This window comes from Pseudarthrobacter sp. LT1, assembly GCF_035621795.1.
GTDB lineage: Bacteria > Actinomycetota > Actinomycetes > Actinomycetales > Micrococcaceae > Arthrobacter.
The window spans coordinates 4,099,660-4,113,990 of record NZ_CP141830.1 but is presented as its reverse complement, the minus strand read 5'-3'; the positions used below and the strand labels follow the sequence as shown (position 1 = coordinate 4,113,990).

Genomic DNA, 14,331 nt, shown 5'->3' with positions numbered 1-14,331 from the left:
GGCTGTGGGCAGCGCAATCCGCGGAGGGATTGCCGCCTGGCCGGTCGCCAGCGGGGTCAGGGCCTTAAGCCCCATGGGGGAGGTGTTCCGCAAAGATCAACAGAGTTCGCGCTAAGCAACAAGAGTGCTGTACGTCACTTTCAAAGTCAAGGGCACCAGGCGCGGCGAAACGGGATTCTTCAGGCGGGCGGAGAGGGGCCGGCCGCCGTTAAGAAGAGGGGCGCGTCGCCGTTAAAAGGGCAATGACCCCAGGTCCCAACGGATCCGGGGTCATTGACGTGTTGACTCTGGGGCTTTCAGTGCCGTGTGTAACCCATGTTGGCGCTGACTTTGAGTCCTGCGTCCTTGAGGGTTTCCAGCAGGCCCGGGATCTTCTCCGGGTCGAACCGGAATGCCGGCCCGGAAATGCTGAGGGCCCCGATCACGACGCCTTGGTGGTTGTAGACGGGCACTGCCACGGCATTCAGGCCGATCTCGAACTCCTCCCGCACCACTGCGTACCCCTTGGCCACTACCTCAAGCAGCTGTGCGTCCAGCTCCTTGCGGGAGGTAATGGTGCGGGCGGTGCGGGCAGTCAGGCCCGTCTCCTTCAGGATTCGGTCCCGGTCGTCCGCCTCCAGCGCCGCCAGGAGGACCTTGCCGCTGGAGGTGGCGTGCAGCGGGGTCAGGCTTCCCACCCAGTCGTAGGTGGCCAGGGTGGAGGGGCCCATCGCCTGGTCCACGTTCACGGCGTAGTTGGAGCGCAGGACAGCCAGGTTGACGGTTTCCTTGAACTCTTCCGCCAGGCTCTCCAGGACTGGCCTTGCCTCGCGGACCAGGCTCAGGCGGCCCGGAATGGAGCTGGCCAGGCGAAGGATCCCGAAACCGAGCTGGTACTTGCCGCGTTCACTGTTTTGATGGACCATCTCACGGGTGACCAGCGAGCCCATCAGCCGGGACACGGTGGACTTGTGGATCCCCATTTCCTCGGCTATTTCGCTCACGCCCGCATGTCCCTCCCGTGCCAGGATCTCCAGGACGGTCAGGGCCCGCTCCACGGACTGCACGCCGCCGGACTGTCCGCCTTCCGCATCGGTATCGGATTCAGTTTCCTTATTCGAAGCCATACTTCCTGATCCTATGCCGGTTAATGTGACGGCCGTGACATTGCGGCAGGCCAGCCGGGCCGCGGAAGCCCTTGCGGGCCCGCTAGCTGCCGCGGTAGGTGGAGTACGCGAACGGGCTCAGGAGCAGGGGCACGTGGTAGTGCTCGGGGCCGGTGACTTCGAAGACCAGGTCCACTTCCGGGAAGAACGTCCGCGTCTGCAAGTCCGCGTAGTAGGCGCCCGTGGCGAAGTTCAATTTGTAGTGGCCGGGTTCCAGCTGCTCCGGCCCCAAGTCCTTGGCCCGGCCATCAGCGTCGGTGCTGGAGGTCGCCAGCTCACGCCAGGTGCCGGCGTCGTTCTTCGAAAGGACGACGGCGACACCCGCCGCCGGGCGCCCGGCGCCGGTGTCAAGGATGTGGGTGGTCACATGGGAAACACTCATTCGCTGATCACTCCTTCGAGCCGCAGTACGGCGATTTCGCGCAACTGCTGGGCCACGATGCTGTCTTCTTCTTCGGGAGAGTTGGTGAGCCGCTGGTCCAGCGCTGCCAGGATGTCCTGCGCGCTGCGTCCGGCCGCCCGGATCAGGAAGACGCGGCCGAACTTCTCCTCGTATTCCCGGTTCCCGCGTGCCAGGGAGTCGGCGACAGCAGTATCCGCCGGGTCCACCCCGGCCTGCTCGGAACGGGACATGGACGCCTCGGTGCTGGCCGCCGTCGGGCGTTCCCCGATCCTGGGGTGGTGGGCCATGGCGGCTTCCACCTCGGCCGGGGTGAAGGGGCTGGCGGCCTCGGCGGCAAACGCCAGGAGCTCGTCGCGGTCCGCGTAGGGCCGGGCTCCGGCCACCGCCTCCACCCAGCGGCTGACGTCGATGCAGGGCCGGAGGATGGCTTGGGCGGCGGCGGCATCCGCGCTGTTGAATTCGGCAAGCTTCATGCTGGTCGCAATCCTTGGGGTCATGCTGGCATCCATGGTGACGGCTATGCGGATGCCGGATAGTCCGGCGCCTACCCTCGAGCAAGGCTTCCGCATCATGGAACTGTTATTTCAGCATACGTAATATTCAAGAGCAGGTGCGGTGCACTGTCAAGCCGTTGGGAGCCCTAGTCCTGTGATGACGTCCGTGACAGGACCCAGGTGTTGGTGCCGTCCTGGCGTTCGAAGGTCACCGTGGTCACCAGTGCCTCGATCAGTGCCAGGCCGCGGCCGGACTCTGCGTCCTCGCCCGGGACGGCCGGCTCCATGGGGCCGAACGGCGGCTTTGCATGGTAGGCGCTGACCCGTGCCTGCAGCATTGCCGGCTGCACGGTGGTCTCCACACCCAGTTCCACCTCCCGGTCCCCGGCGGGCTGGGCGTGCTGGACGATGTTGGACGCGGACTCGATGACCGCCGTCGTGAACGTCATCTGGTCCATGTCATTGACGAACGGAACGTCGAGCCAAAGGCTGTCGAGGTCGTTGTGGACCGCCTCGATGGCGTCCTCGGCAGCGGGTCCCCGGAAGCTGCGCGAAGCCAGGACCTCAGTCATTGCTGAACGCCTCCTGGGCCGTGGGGTAGGCGGTGAGGACCTTGTCCATGCTGGTCAGCTTTAGGACCATGTTCACCTGCGGCTGCACGGCAGCGATCCGCAGGTCCCCGCCGGCCTGCCGGGCAGCCTTCAGGCAACCGATCAGCGCGCCGAGGCCCGAGGAGTCCATGAACGCGGTGTTTTCCAGGTTGACCACGATCCGGTTGGACCCACCCGCGATCACGTCCGTCACGAACTCGCGCAGCTTGGGCGCGGAGACCATGTTCAGCCGCCCGTCCGCCTTAACCTCCGCGTACGAGTCTTTGACCTCATAACTGAACTCCATCAGGATTCCTCTCTGTTTGCAGGTTCTGCGGCCGGTTCGTACCCCTTGTAGAGGACGGCGCGGACCAGGATGCTCATGACCACCAGGTCAAAGACCACCCAGACGACGTTGACCAGGGTGCCCAGCGGTTCCGCCAGGCCGGTTACCAGACGGGCAATTCCGACGACGGCGGCCAGCGCCAGCAGGATGGACACCACGATCTGGGGCCGGATGAGGCTCCAGCTGGGTCCGCCGCTTTGGCGTGCCTTGGGGGTGACGGCAAACCCAAGGGGCCGGCCGAACCAGACGTTGCGGGCCGCCGTCGTGCATGCCTTGATCCAGGTGGGGAACAGCGCAAGGCTGTACTGCTGCCCGCGCCACGTGGGGATGCCACGTCCGGCCACTGCGAATAGCAGCTGGTTGACCACCATGAACGGAATGAACCGGATGAAGAAGTCCCAGCTGAGGCTGCTGACCGGCAGGATGCCCAGCAGCAGGTAAATGATGGGCGCCGCGAAGTAGATGACCGCTGCGAAGCCGCTGAGGTACGTCCACATGGTGGCGAAATACATCAGCCGCTGGCCGAGCTTGAGGCCCTTCTGCACCAGGGGGTTCTCGCGGAGCAGCACCTGGATGGTGCCCTGCGCCCAGCGGAGGCGCTGGGTCAGCATGGTGGCTATGTCCTCAGGCGCCAGGCCGTACGCCAGGATCTCGTGGTGGTAGACGCTTTCCCAGCCCATGGCGTGCATGCGCATGGCGGTGGCCATATCCTCGGTGACGGAGATGGTGGCCAGGGGCATGACGGGCTGGGCTTCGTTGCTGCGTTCCACGGTCAGCGCATCCAGCACGGCCTGGACGGATTCCAGGGCACCCAGGGGCGACCAGTCACGGGCGGCCATGCGCTGGACTGCGTCGTCCGCCACTACCGGGACGCCAGACTCGCCCACGTGCGCCAGTTCCATGGCGGCGATTTCCTCAAGGTCCGCCTGCAGGGCTGCGACGTCGGCCTGGACCAGGGTCTGGACCGCGGCGTCCACGCGGCGGCGGACCCGGTAGGTGACCTCGCTGAGGGGCCGGCCGGCGTCCACTTCCTCCTGGGCTTCGCGGGTGGCGGCCTCCACCTCGTCCAGGACCTCCGCCACCAGGGGTGACTCCACGTCCGCCGACTTCCGGGCCTGCTTGATGGCTGCCCGGGAGGCGGCCAGCGCACGGCGGATGCTCTTTTCGGTCTCCTTGACGTAGCCCACCAGGCCCAGCTGCATCAGGGCCTCCCGGCGCAGGATGGCGTTGGAGCCACAGAAGAAGGCGGCGTTCCAGCCGTCCTTGCCCTGCTGGATGGGGCCGTAGAACAGCGGTGCCTGGCTGCCCAGCGGGTCGCTGTCAGGAACGTTGCTGAAGTACTGGGGTGTCTGGACCAGGGCCACGCGGCGGTTGTTGAAGTAGCCCAGGGTCTTTTCCAGGATGTCCGGCTCGGGGATCTGGTCCGCGTCCAGGATCAGCAGGAACTCGCCGTGGGTGACCATGAGGGCGTTGTTGAGGTTGCCCGCCTTCGCGTGTCGGGGAAGGTCCTTGGTCCAGTCCTCGCTCCGGGTGACGTAGCCCAGGCCGTGCTGTTCGCACAGCGCCTTGAGTTCCGGCCGTGCGCCGTCGTCCAGGATCCAGGTGCTGTGCGGGTGCCGGATCTTCTGGGCCGCCAGCGCCGTGGTGAGGACCATGTCCAGGTCCTCGTTGTAAGTGGTGATGAAGACGTCCACCGTGGCGTCGTGCGGCGGCTGCGGCGCACCCTTGCGGATCTTCAGCTTCCACACCGTCATGCCGAAGAGCATGACGTCGATGAGGCTGTAGGTTTCAGCCACCACCAGGGGGAGGGCGATCCACCAGGCATCCCAGTTGAGGGACGCCGCCCAGCGCCAGGCGATGTAGTTCAGGCCGGTCAGGACAGTGAGTACCACCACCACGCGGGTCCAGAAGCGGGTCACGCGGCCATCTCCTCGGGAAGCCGGCGGACCACGACCACCGTGACGTCGTCCTCGGCGGTCTCTGCGGGGGCGAGGGCCAGGATGGAGTTGGTCGCTTCCTGCGCCGAGGCTGCCGCCTGCGTAGCCTGCTGCACGGCGTCGGTGAAGTCCTCCACCGATTCAAAGACGTCCAGGACTCCGTCGCTGACCACCACCAGGGAATCGCCCTCGGCCAGTTCCAGCTCTGCCTTCGGCCACTGGGTCCCCGGCCAGGCGCCCACCGGTGGCCCGCCCGAGGGGAGGCGGTCCGCGGGGCCCACGGGCTGGACGTGCAGCGCAAGGCCGTGTCCGGCGTCGACATAGCTGACCTTGCCGGACGCTGCGTCCAGCCGGGCGTGGAACAGGGTGACGAAGGAGTTGGAGGAGTCCAGGTCCGCAGCGATCGCCTTGCTGGCTGAGGCGAACCCGGCGTCGAGGTCCTGGCGCAGGCCGGTGGAGCGCATGACGGCACGGACGGTGGCTGCGATCAGTGCCGCGCCCATGCCCTTGCCCATGGCGTCGGCGAAGGTCAGGTGGAGCCCGCCAGGGGTCTGGTACCAGTCATAGAAGTCGCCGCCCACGCTGCGGGAGGGCCGGAAGAGGCCTGCCACGTCGTAGCCGTCCACCCGGATGTCCTCCTTGGGGAGGAGGCTTTGCTGCACCTCGGTGGCGCGTTCCAGCTCGCCCCGGGCAGCGGATTCAGCGGCGGCGGAGGGCCGGCGGCGGAACAGCGCATTGATCCGGGACTGCAGCTCGCGGGGGCTGAACGGCTTGCTGATGTATTCGTCGGCGCCGTTGTCCAGGCCCGTCAGCTTGTCCAGTTCGTCTGCCCGCGCGGTGAGCATCACGATGAAGGCGTCCGAGAACTCCCTTAACAGCTTGCAGACCTCGAGTCCGTCGAGATCCGGGAGATTGAGGTCCAGCGTCACCAGGTCCGGCTTGCGGCGGCGGACCTCCTCCACACCCGGCAGGCCGGCTCCCGCCTGGGTGACGTCGAAGCCCTGCTTGACCAGGACACGGACCAGCAGTCCGCGGATGTCCGGGTCATCTTCGATGACAACCGCACGGCGGGATTCGGAGGGAGAGACCATAGCTCTACTTCTACCGTATTAAGGCGCACAGGGCATGTCTCAGGCTTCACAGGTTCCGGTGGCGTCGCTGACAGGTCCGGATGCATTGATCCGCACCCAGCAGATCTTGCGGAAATCTTGGTGCCTGCTTGCCGGGACGTTGAGGAACGCCGGTCACACTCGAAGAACGGCAGCAGCTTTCCAGGCAGCAGGGTGGGACGACGATCCGCGCGGGGGCTGTACGGCTTGCGGAAGGCGGGGAAGCCAATGGAATACGTCAAAAAGAGCGGGATGGACAAAGCCAGGGCGCTGCTGCGCGTCCTCTTCCACTCCCGGAAAGTGCGGGCCGCTGCCCGGGAACTTGAGCATGCGCTCGCCGAATCACGGGAAGTATCCAGTTGGCCGGGGGACCGGCTGCAGGTGGGGGAGGACATGTCCCGCCAGGTGGAAAGGCTCACCCACCGGCTCAAGCTGGAGACCGAGGCGCACCACAGGCTTGAGGCCCTTTTAAAGACTGTGGGCGGAGGGCATTCCGTAGCGGCCCTGTAGGTGCCACACTTAGCAGCAATCGATTGGCTGGGGGATAGTCAGGAGATTGCTGTGAGTTTGTTGCTGGGCTGGTCGTACCTGATGGCGGGACTCATGACCATGGACGCGCTGCTGCTTGCGTTGTGGGCCATGGAAGTCGACTGGGGCAAGTACTGGCGCCGGAAGTAGCCCAAGGCTTTCTTGCGGGACTGCCCCGAGGCGAGGTCAAGGCATTGGGGCAGCCCGCAATCGCAGCCCTGCTAGTGTCTGCCGCTGCCGGTGGCTGCTGTCAGGGACGTTTTGCCAGCGGGGTTGGGAAGCAACCCAGATATGGAATTCCAGGCGTGCAGTGCTTCTTTCACGGCCGGCATGGTCTCCTCGTTGAGGGCATTCTCGTAAGCCGAGGCCAGGACGTGCTCGATGTCGATGCGCTCCTTCTTCTCGGCGGAGAGTACTGCGGCTTCCACCATGCACAGGCTGAGCACGTTCGAATGCACCTCGCTGGCAGGGGTAACGCCTGTCCGGAGGGCGCTGACGAATCCTGCCAGCGAACCGGCAATCTCCTCGGCATCCTGGCGATCCCCCGGCACCCCGGCCGTGTCAGCCGGCTGGAGCTGACTTGGAAGCTCCAGAAGGGCCGGCCCCTCACCATCCCAGCTTGCGGTGCCGCGCGCACCGCTGATTCGCCAGTTGCCGTTCCATGATGTCTCCAGGCCCGGGCTGCACCAGCTTCCCGTGAACATGTAGCGCGCGCCGCCGCTGAATTCGAACAGGGCCGTGGTTGCCGCGTCCCCGGCATACCAGCTCCAGCTCGGGTTGTACTCCTCGCAGTAGACCGACGTGGGTTCCTGGTCCAGCAAATAACGGGCAACGTCGAAGGCATGGATGGCCATATCGACGAGCAGCACGTGGTCCATTTCTTCCCGGAAACCCCCGAAATGGGGTGCCTTGAAGAACTCGGTCGTTACGATCCCGATATCGCCGAGCAATGGAAGCTGCTGCCTGAGGTGTGCGAGGTTCCGGTAGTAGCGCCGGGACTGGCTGATCATGAGTAGCTGCCCGCTTACCTCTGCCGTGGCTGCCAGGGAAAGCCCTTGGCTGACGGTTGGGGCGAGGGGCTTTTCGCATAGAACCGGCAGGCCGGCCAACAGGGCCTCGACGTTGGTAGCGTGGTGGGCCACGGGCACGGTGGCATTCACGACAGCGTGCGCGGACGTCGCTGCTGCCACCTCCGTCAGGCTTGTCCCCGTCGCCACGCCTTCAAGACCTGCTTCCCGCAATGCTTCCCTTGCCCCTGCCAGGTTGATGTCGACCAAGCCCACCAGCTGGACGTCAGGGGATGCGGTCAGGACGGAGATCCACTTCCTGCCCATAAGCCCGGCACCGATGAGTACCACGCGGACAGGGGAGTTGTCATCGTTGAGTGTTGCGAAGGAGCTCAATTCTGCATCGCTCCCTTGTAGCCGTGCCCGTTGTAGAAGTCTTCCGTTTCGTAGCGCAGGAGGACGGGGCTGGTCCGTTCCGGCCGGACAGTCCTTGCCCACCCGACACCGTTGGCGATGACGCGGCGGACGTCCTTGTGGTGGTAGACCGGGTAGTCCTGGTCTCCGGGGCTGAAGAAGAAGATCTTCCCGTATCCGCGTTTGAAGGTGCAGCCGCTGCGGAACACCTCACCTCCCGAGAAGGAGCTCAGGAAGATCAGCTCGTCAGGGGCCGGGATGTCAAAGAACTCACCGTACATTTCCTGCTCCGGAATGATGAACGGGTGGGCGACGCCTTGGGCGATGGGGTGAGTTGGATCCACCGTCCAAACGATTTCGCGGTCCCGCTCGGAGCGCCAGCGAAGCGTGCAGCTGGTGCCCATGAGCTTTCCAAAAATCTTCGACCAGTGCCCTGAGTGCAGAACAATGAGGCCCATGCCGGCCAGGACGTGCGAATGGACGCGGTCCACCACTTCGTCCGCAACTTCAGCGTGCGCCGCGTGGCCCCACCACACCAGGACATCTGTTGCTGAGAGGACTTCTTCTGTCAATCCATGCTCCGGGTCGTCGAGGGTCGCGGTGGTCACCTTGGCGGTGTGGCCCAGGTTTTCTTCGATTCCCTGGCGAATGGTGTTGTGCATGCCTTCGGGGTAGATCTTGGCTACCTCCGGCTGCAGCTGTTCGTGGCGGTTTTCCCCCCAGACAAGGACCCTGACTGGTCCTGCTGTGGATTCGATCTCCGACATGGCATTCCTAACTGTTGTGCACGTTGAAAGGGAAAGTGGCAAGAGGGTTGTTGAGGAAGTAAGGGTGGAGGGCCGGGCCCTCACTTGACGGCGCCGCCCGTTGCCCCGGCGGCTATGTACTTCTGGGCGATCAAGAGCAAGACGATGGCGGGCAGCGAGGAGAGTACGGCGGTGGCCATAACGGCGCTCCAGTTTGATACCTCCGAGCCCAGGTACTGGTAGATGCCAAGGGTTACGGGGCGGACATCGGGCTTGGTGGTGAGCGTGAGGGCGAACAGGAAATCGCTCCAGGAGAAGAGGAAAGAGAACAGCCCCGCCGTAATGAGAGAGTTGCGGCTGATGGGAAGGACGATGGAAACGAATGCCCTTACCAGCCCGGCGCCGTCCACCCGTGCTGCCTCCACCAGGGAAGGGGGAATGCCGATCATGAAAGCGCGCAGAATGAGGATGGCGAAGGGGATGGCGTGTGTTGAGTCTGCGAGGATCAGCCCGGGAACGGTGTTGAGCATTTTCAGGTCGTTATACGCGGTGTACAGCGCGTTGGCTATCACGATCCCCGGGATCATCTGGGAGACCAGGATGGCCAGGAGTGCGATGTTGATCCATTTGAATCGGAACTGTGCCAAGGCGTAGGCGGCGGGTGCTGCGACAGCCAGGCTGAAGAGCACTGTTCCCGCAGAAACGATGAGGCTGGTCAGCAGGTTCTTGCCCTGCTGGGATATCGCCGTTTCGTAGCCGGCAAAGCTGGGATTCAACGGAAGGAGATCAGCCGTGAGCGTGTTGCCGGACGGCTGGAGTGAGGCATTGATCATCCAGTAGACCGGGAACAGCATGATGGCCAGGAACACGATCCCCAGTCCCGTGAAGAGGCCCTGGCTCGCGGCCCGGGCCGGGGCCGGCGAAGTCCCCCGTGCAGAAGAGCGAAGCTCGGTTGGTGCTGTGATTGTCACTGGTACCCCTTATTCGTCAACTGCTCGCCGATTAGCGCGTAGGTAGATGATTGCGAACAGCAGGGAAATGAGAATGAGAATGTTGCTGTAGGCGGCCCCAACACCGAATTGGAAGTCGACGAAGGACGTTTGGTAGGAGCGGACGGCCAGCGTTTGGGTAGCGTTCGCGGGTCCGCCGTTGGTAAGGCCCAGAATGATGTCCAGAACCTTGAGTGTGTACACCACACCCAGGACAAGAACGACGCTGACCACAGGCCTCAGGTTCGGCCAGGTGATGTGCCGGAACGCTTTCCATCCGGTGGCGCCGTCAAGCGCCGCTGCCTCGTATAACTCCTCCGGAATGTCCTGCAGGCCGCCGTACAAGATGGTGACGTTGAAGGGGATCCCGACCCAGATATTGACAAGGACCACTGCCGACAGGGCGACGGACGGACTCGTGAGCCAGGGGATTGGATCATGGATCAGGCCTGTTGCCTCGAGGAACCGGTTGAGGATCCCGCTGTCCTGGTCGAGGATCGAACGCCAGGTGGCGCTGCCCACGATGAGCGGCAGCAGCCATGGCAGGAGAAGCATCGACCGCAGGAAGTTGCTGAGGCGGAAGCGGCGCCTGAAGAACGAGGCCAATGCCAGGCCGATGACGAACTGGCCGGCAATCGATCCCACCGTGAACACCGCGGTATTAATCAGTGCGGGCGCGAACAGGTTGCTTTGAAAGACCGTGATGTAGTTGTCCAGGCCCACCCAGGGAGCAACCCCCGTGAAGAAGGTCTTGGTTGTGTAGGCCTGAAAGCTCATGCTGATGTTCTTCAGCACCGGGTAGCCAAAGAACAGCCCCAGGTATACCCCGGCCGGAACCACGAAGAGAACCTTGGCCATGTTCTCCCCTGAGAATCGCCTCCGGCCAGCCTTCTTGTTCCGGACGCGGGATACTTCTGGTGCCTGTAGCGGCGAACGCTCAATGGTTGGCATGTAATTTACCGGACCTTCCGGTTCAGCGATCGAAAACAACCCGGCCAGCACGCGGTCACGGCTTAGCCCGCTGCTGCCCGCGCGAACGCTTCATCGACAGACGCGCCGCCTGTCAGCGCAAGTTGAACCGCGGTGTAGATGGTGGTGGCCGCTTTCGGCCATTCCGCGCCGAGCTTGCCGGTCCGAGCCCTGGCATTTTCAACCTGCTCGGTAAAGGACTTCATGGCCGGAACTTCCTGGATGTATTTTTCTTGCAGGCCGGCGCGCACGGGTACCGTATTGCGTGCCTTGCCCAGCGACATCTGGCTGTCTTCGCTGCCGGTGCATGCCACGAACTCGGCTGCCTTTTTCTCCTTGGCTTCGTCTCCGGTCCTGGGCACTGTCCACACCATGCCGCCCAACGGGGCGGTGGGTGTCTGGCCCGGCTTGTTTATCGGGATCTGGACGGAGTCCCACTGCACCTGGGGTGCTTTGGCAAGTGCGGGGATCTGCCACGGCCCGTTGATCATCATGGCCGCCTTGCCCGCCACAAACTGGTCCTTTACGTCAGCCTGGGTCCAGTTGACGATGCTCTTGGATACAGAGCCGCTGTTGACAAGATCGACGTAGAGCTGAAGGGCTTCCTTCACCTCAGGCGAGTCCAGCTTTGTCTCGTCTCCGCCATTCGTCCACATGAAGGGCAGGAACTGCCACGACCCTTCGTAGGTCGCTGCTGCGGAAAGCGCCAGTCCGTACCGGTCGCCCGTGGTCAGTTTGGCAGCGGCCGCCTTCAGCTCGTCCCACGTTTTGGGCGGCTGCACGCCTGCCGCTGCGAGGACCTCTTTGTTGTAAAAGAGCCCCAACGTGTCGGCTGGCAGGGGCAGGCCGTAAACCTGTCCGTCCTGGGTGACGGCATCCAGGCTGTTACCGGCGAAAGGTGAGGTATCCACATTGAAGTCCCCCAAAGGTGCGAGAGCACCTGTTGCTGCGACGTCCTTCACTTCCGGGTTGTCGAGCATCAGCACGTCGGGCAGCGTCTTTGAGGACGAGCGCTGAAGCACAGTCTGCATTCTGTCCTTGCCCGGCACGGTGGTGCGTTCGATCGTCACCCCAACTTGGGCCGCGCACTTGTCGATGGAGTCCTGGAGGATGCTCTTGTCCGGTTCGTTGTTGTAACTGTCCAGCACTGTGAGCGTTTTGACGTCCTGCCCGGCGTTCGATGTCCCGCCCGAACAGGCGGTGAACGTCAATGGCAGGACCGCTGCCATCGCCAAAGCTGCCTTAATTCTCCCTTTGGGTTTCATAGTCAAAAGCTCCTTTGCTTAGGTGGTGCCACTGAAGACGGCCTAACTTTTCACGCAGCCGTCCTGGGGGAATGGGTTTTTGGTACGTGCCCAAACAAGCAGGGGCCAAGGGTGGACCGTTGCTGCCTGGAATGCCGGTATCCGCGTTTAACCGCTTAACCACTGCTGTCGTTTCTATTCCCTAAAGGTGAAGGGGTTTGTTGGGAACCACTCTGCATGCCCGAAAGAAACCTTGTCAAGGAAAAATTTAACCGGTTTACTAAAGGGGGCTAAGGCCCGCCGGACAACCAGAGGAGGGGCACCAGTGCCAACAATGAGAGACGTTGCGAGGCTGGCGAACGTCTCCGTCGCCACTGTGTCCTTCGTCATCAATGGCAGCAAGCCGGTGACGCCTGCCACCAAGGCCCGCGTCGAGGATGCCATGCGCCAACTCGACTACCGCCGCAACGCCCTGGGCCGCGCCCTGGCCAGCAAACGGACTCGAATTATCGCGTTGCTGTACCCGGCGCTGCAGCGGCGACTCACGGAGACTGCGGTCAAGTTCTTCACCAGCGCGACGCAAAGGGCTCGCGAGCTTGGCTACAACCTGGTCCTGTGGCCCATCAGCAACGAGGCGGAGCAGATAGAGGAGCTCATCTCAAGCGGGTTCATAGACGGTGTCCTGCTCATGGAGGTGCAGTTGGACGATCCCCGGGTGGAGTGCCTTCAAAGTTCCACCATGCCGTTTGCCCTGATTGGGCGCGTCCGGAACCCCGAGAGCGTGCCGTACGTGGACGTCGACTTCGAAAACGCCGTGGTCGACGCGGTTTCATACTTGGAGGGGCTGGGCCACCGCTCCTTTTGCCTCGTGGACAGCGCCGACGTTGAGTATGCCCTCACCGGTTACGGGCCCCTGGTCCGGACCAGGGAAACCTTCGCTGCGGAAATGCAGCGGCGCGGACACCGATCCGCTCATCTGTCTTGCGAGAACTCGCCAATTTCAGGCCAGGCCGTCGTTGAACGCCTGCTTGCCGCCGCACCGGATACAACGGCGATCATCTTGATGAACGACAACGCTTCCTTCGGCCTGATCAACGGGCTGTTGAAGCAAGATCTCGAGGTACCCGCGGATGTATCGGTTCTGTTGATCGGGGCGTCGCCCGCCGTTGCCGAGACGACGGACCCGCGGCTTACCGTGATGAGCCTGCCCAGTACCGAGCTTGGCAGGATGGGAGTGGAAACGCTCATTGACCAACTCGAGGAGCGGGGCGCTCCAATGCAGCATGCACTGGTGAAATGCTCGTTCGAAGAGGGACAGTCGACGGGCCCTGCCCGGAACCGGGAGAAGTTCATGGCGCAGGAGGTAGCCGACTAGGAGCGGCTGGTTATGAGCTCCAGACGCATCAGCACCCGGGGAAAGCCGTTGAGCACCGAGGTTGTGTCTGCCGCCTTGGTGAAGCCTGCATCCTCGAACAGCCTGCGGGTTCCCACATAAGCCATGGTGAGGTCCACCTTGTGGCCGCCGTTGTCCACGGGATAGCCCTCCACCACGGGAGCCCCATAATCGCGGGCCAGGGCGACGGCGCCGGCCAGCAGATGGTGCGAGATTCCCCTGCCCCGGTGGCCGGGACGGACGCGCAAGCACCAGACAGACCAGGCGTCCCGGTCATCCACGTGCGGGATTCTGCGGTTCCGGGCGAAACTGGTGTCCGCACGCGGGTGCACCGCTGCCCACCCGACCGGTTCGCCGCCGTCGTACGCCACCACGCCTGGCGGCGGATCCTGCGCCACCAGCTGCCTGACCAGCTCCGCGCGCTCTTCGCCCCGCAATGACACGTTCTGCTTCGAGGGAATCCGGTAGCTCAGGCACCAACAGACGGTGGCGTCGGGCCGTTTGGGCCCTACGAGTATTTTGACGTCCTCGAAGCTGGTTGCCGGGCGCACCTCAATGGCCATGGTGCGATCCTAGTCGCCGGGAATCCGGCCAATGCTCCAGGCGGCGACCCTGCGCAGGTCAACCCGGGTGGCCTGCAGCGGAACCCTGTTTCCCCCTGAGAGCAGCACCGGTGCCAGGAAGTGGAGGTACCCCGGCTGGGCTTCCGTGCCGGCCTCGCCCGCTGGGGACCCATAGGCGTCGAGAACTCCGGCGATGGCCCAGCTCCCGATCCGGACCTGGTCATTTTGCCGCTGCGTCCACGCGTGCTCCGACACAACCGATCCGGAGATCACGGCTCCATCAACCACCACGGTGAGCTCCACTGTTGCGTCATCGCCTGCCTCAAAGATCGAGGCCAGCAGCAGCGCCAGGCGGGGGTCCGTCCCGGCTGCAGGTATTTCCTTGTCCGTTTCGCTGTCCATGACCATCCCTTCCTCATCCCGCGGAACTGATTGTCACCCCATCAGCCCAGTT

The 14,331-nt window shown here is 63.8% G+C and carries 16 protein-coding genes; 2 read left to right on the top strand and 14 right to left on the bottom strand.

Features of this window, described 5'->3' with window-relative positions; all coding sequences use genetic code 11:
• Positions 1–296 precede the first annotated feature (296 nt).
• The 7 genes from VIK36_RS19375 to VIK36_RS19345 all read right to left on the bottom strand — a co-directional run bounded on the left by VIK36_RS19375 (position 297) and on the right by VIK36_RS19345 (position 6,006).
• Positions 297–1,106: an IclR family transcriptional regulator gene (locus VIK36_RS19375; RefSeq protein WP_224023249.1), complete on the bottom strand. Its 810-nt coding sequence runs from the start codon at positions 1,104–1,106 to the stop codon at positions 297–299.
• 82 nt (positions 1,107–1,188) lie between these two features.
• Positions 1,189–1,527 carry a hydroxyisourate hydrolase gene (gene uraH / locus VIK36_RS19370; RefSeq protein WP_324643268.1) on the bottom strand — a complete coding sequence of 113 codons (339 nt, stop codon included), beginning with the start codon at positions 1,525–1,527 and terminating at the stop codon, positions 1,189–1,191.
• Positions 1,524–2,021, bottom strand: a complete 498-nt coding sequence (gene uraD, locus VIK36_RS19365) for a 2-oxo-4-hydroxy-4-carboxy-5-ureidoimidazoline decarboxylase (protein ID WP_324643267.1) — start codon at positions 2,019–2,021, stop codon at positions 1,524–1,526. The genes uraH and uraD overlap by 4 nt, the downstream gene beginning before the upstream one ends.
• Before the next feature lie 167 nt (positions 2,022–2,188).
• On the bottom strand, positions 2,189–2,614 hold the full coding sequence (locus VIK36_RS19360; protein WP_224023244.1) for an ATP-binding protein: 426 nt from the start codon (positions 2,612–2,614) through the stop codon (positions 2,189–2,191).
• The gene (locus VIK36_RS19355; RefSeq protein WP_255173429.1) at positions 2,607–2,939 is read right to left on the bottom strand and encodes an STAS domain-containing protein; all 333 of its coding nucleotides are present in this window, start codon (positions 2,937–2,939) and stop codon (positions 2,607–2,609) included. The genes VIK36_RS19360 and VIK36_RS19355 overlap by 8 nt, the downstream gene beginning before the upstream one ends.
• Positions 2,939–4,897: a glycosyltransferase family 2 protein gene (locus VIK36_RS19350; protein ID WP_324643265.1), complete on the bottom strand. Its 1,959-nt coding sequence runs from the start codon at positions 4,895–4,897 to the stop codon at positions 2,939–2,941. Before VIK36_RS19350 ends, VIK36_RS19355 begins: the two co-directional genes overlap by 1 nt.
• Positions 4,894–6,006: a PP2C family protein-serine/threonine phosphatase gene (locus VIK36_RS19345; protein ID WP_324643264.1), complete on the bottom strand. Its 1,113-nt coding sequence runs from the start codon at positions 6,004–6,006 to the stop codon at positions 4,894–4,896. The genes VIK36_RS19350 and VIK36_RS19345 overlap by 4 nt, the downstream gene beginning before the upstream one ends.
• Before the next feature lie 246 nt (positions 6,007–6,252).
• On the opposite strand from VIK36_RS19345, the gene VIK36_RS19340 reads away from it, so the two are divergent.
• Entirely contained in the window at positions 6,253–6,534 is a 282-nt protein-coding gene (locus VIK36_RS19340; protein WP_324643263.1) for a hypothetical protein, read from the top strand.
• A gap of 239 nt (positions 6,535–6,773) precedes the next feature.
• On the opposite strand, the gene VIK36_RS19335 is transcribed toward VIK36_RS19340, so the two are convergent.
• From VIK36_RS19335 to VIK36_RS19315, 5 genes are all read right to left on the bottom strand, one after another.
• On the bottom strand, positions 6,774–7,955 hold the full coding sequence (locus VIK36_RS19335) for a Gfo/Idh/MocA family oxidoreductase (RefSeq protein WP_324643262.1): 1,182 nt from the start codon (positions 7,953–7,955) through the stop codon (positions 6,774–6,776).
• On the bottom strand, positions 7,952–8,740 hold the full coding sequence (locus VIK36_RS19330) for a ThuA domain-containing protein (protein ID WP_324643260.1): 789 nt from the start codon (positions 8,738–8,740) through the stop codon (positions 7,952–7,954). Before VIK36_RS19330 ends, VIK36_RS19335 begins: the two co-directional genes overlap by 4 nt.
• 80 nt (positions 8,741–8,820) lie before the next feature.
• Entirely contained in the window at positions 8,821–9,690 is an 870-nt protein-coding gene (locus tag VIK36_RS19325) for a carbohydrate ABC transporter permease (RefSeq protein WP_420716228.1), read from the bottom strand.
• Between the two features lie 9 nt (positions 9,691–9,699).
• On the bottom strand, positions 9,700–10,566 hold the full coding sequence (locus VIK36_RS19320) for a sugar ABC transporter permease (protein WP_324643259.1): 867 nt from the start codon (positions 10,564–10,566) through the stop codon (positions 9,700–9,702).
• A 155-nt stretch (positions 10,567–10,721) separates the two neighbouring features.
• A complete protein-coding gene (locus VIK36_RS19315; protein WP_324643257.1) occupies positions 10,722–11,942 on the bottom strand; it encodes a sugar ABC transporter substrate-binding protein in 1,221 nt (406 codons plus the stop codon).
• A 313-nt stretch (positions 11,943–12,255) separates the two neighbouring features.
• Between VIK36_RS19315 and VIK36_RS19310 the strand changes: the two genes are divergently transcribed.
• Complete coding sequence (locus VIK36_RS19310; protein WP_324645319.1) at positions 12,256–13,296, top strand: LacI family DNA-binding transcriptional regulator; 1,041 nt, start codon at positions 12,256–12,258, stop codon at positions 13,294–13,296.
• On the opposite strand, the gene VIK36_RS19305 is transcribed toward VIK36_RS19310, so the two are convergent.
• A complete protein-coding gene (locus VIK36_RS19305; protein WP_324643256.1) occupies positions 13,293–13,877 on the bottom strand; it encodes a GNAT family N-acetyltransferase in 585 nt (194 codons plus the stop codon). The genes VIK36_RS19310 and VIK36_RS19305 overlap by 4 nt on opposite strands.
• Positions 13,878–13,886: 9 nt before the next feature.
• Positions 13,887–14,279: a hypothetical protein gene (locus VIK36_RS19300; protein ID WP_324643255.1), complete on the bottom strand. Its 393-nt coding sequence runs from the start codon at positions 14,277–14,279 to the stop codon at positions 13,887–13,889.
• Positions 14,280–14,331 lie beyond the last annotated feature (52 nt).

What these genes read in the sequence shown, in the direction of transcription:
- VIK36_RS19375 (WP_224023249.1), bottom strand. Translation starts at nt 1,106, where the DNA reads ATGGCTTCGAATAAGGAAACTGAATCCGATACCGATGCGGAAGGCGGA.
- uraH (WP_324643268.1), bottom strand. Translation starts at nt 1,527, where the DNA reads ATGAGTGTTTCCCATGTGACCACCCACATCCTTGACACCGGCGCCGGG.
- uraD (WP_324643267.1), bottom strand. Translation starts at nt 2,021, where the DNA reads ATGAAGCTTGCCGAATTCAACAGCGCGGATGCCGCCGCCGCCCAAGCC.
- VIK36_RS19360 (WP_224023244.1), bottom strand. Translation starts at nt 2,614, where the DNA reads ATGACTGAGGTCCTGGCTTCGCGCAGCTTCCGGGGACCCGCTGCCGAG.
- VIK36_RS19355 (WP_255173429.1), bottom strand. Translation starts at nt 2,939, where the DNA reads ATGGAGTTCAGTTATGAGGTCAAAGACTCGTACGCGGAGGTTAAGGCG.
- VIK36_RS19345 (WP_324643264.1), bottom strand. Translation starts at nt 6,006, where the DNA reads ATGGTCTCTCCCTCCGAATCCCGCCGTGCGGTTGTCATCGAAGATGAC.
- VIK36_RS19340 (WP_324643263.1), top strand. Translation starts at nt 6,253, where the DNA reads ATGGAATACGTCAAAAAGAGCGGGATGGACAAAGCCAGGGCGCTGCTG.
- VIK36_RS19330 (WP_324643260.1), bottom strand. Translation starts at nt 8,740, where the DNA reads ATGTCGGAGATCGAATCCACAGCAGGACCAGTCAGGGTCCTTGTCTGG.
- VIK36_RS19320 (WP_324643259.1), bottom strand. Translation starts at nt 10,566, where the DNA reads ATGGCCAAGGTTCTCTTCGTGGTTCCGGCCGGGGTATACCTGGGGCTG.
- VIK36_RS19315 (WP_324643257.1), bottom strand. Translation starts at nt 11,942, where the DNA reads ATGAAACCCAAAGGGAGAATTAAGGCAGCTTTGGCGATGGCAGCGGTC.
- VIK36_RS19310 (WP_324645319.1), top strand. Translation starts at nt 12,256, where the DNA reads ATGAGAGACGTTGCGAGGCTGGCGAACGTCTCCGTCGCCACTGTGTCC.
- VIK36_RS19305 (WP_324643256.1), bottom strand. Translation starts at nt 13,877, where the DNA reads ATGGCCATTGAGGTGCGCCCGGCAACCAGCTTCGAGGACGTCAAAATA.
- VIK36_RS19300 (WP_324643255.1), bottom strand. Translation starts at nt 14,279, where the DNA reads ATGGACAGCGAAACGGACAAGGAAATACCTGCAGCCGGGACGGACCCC.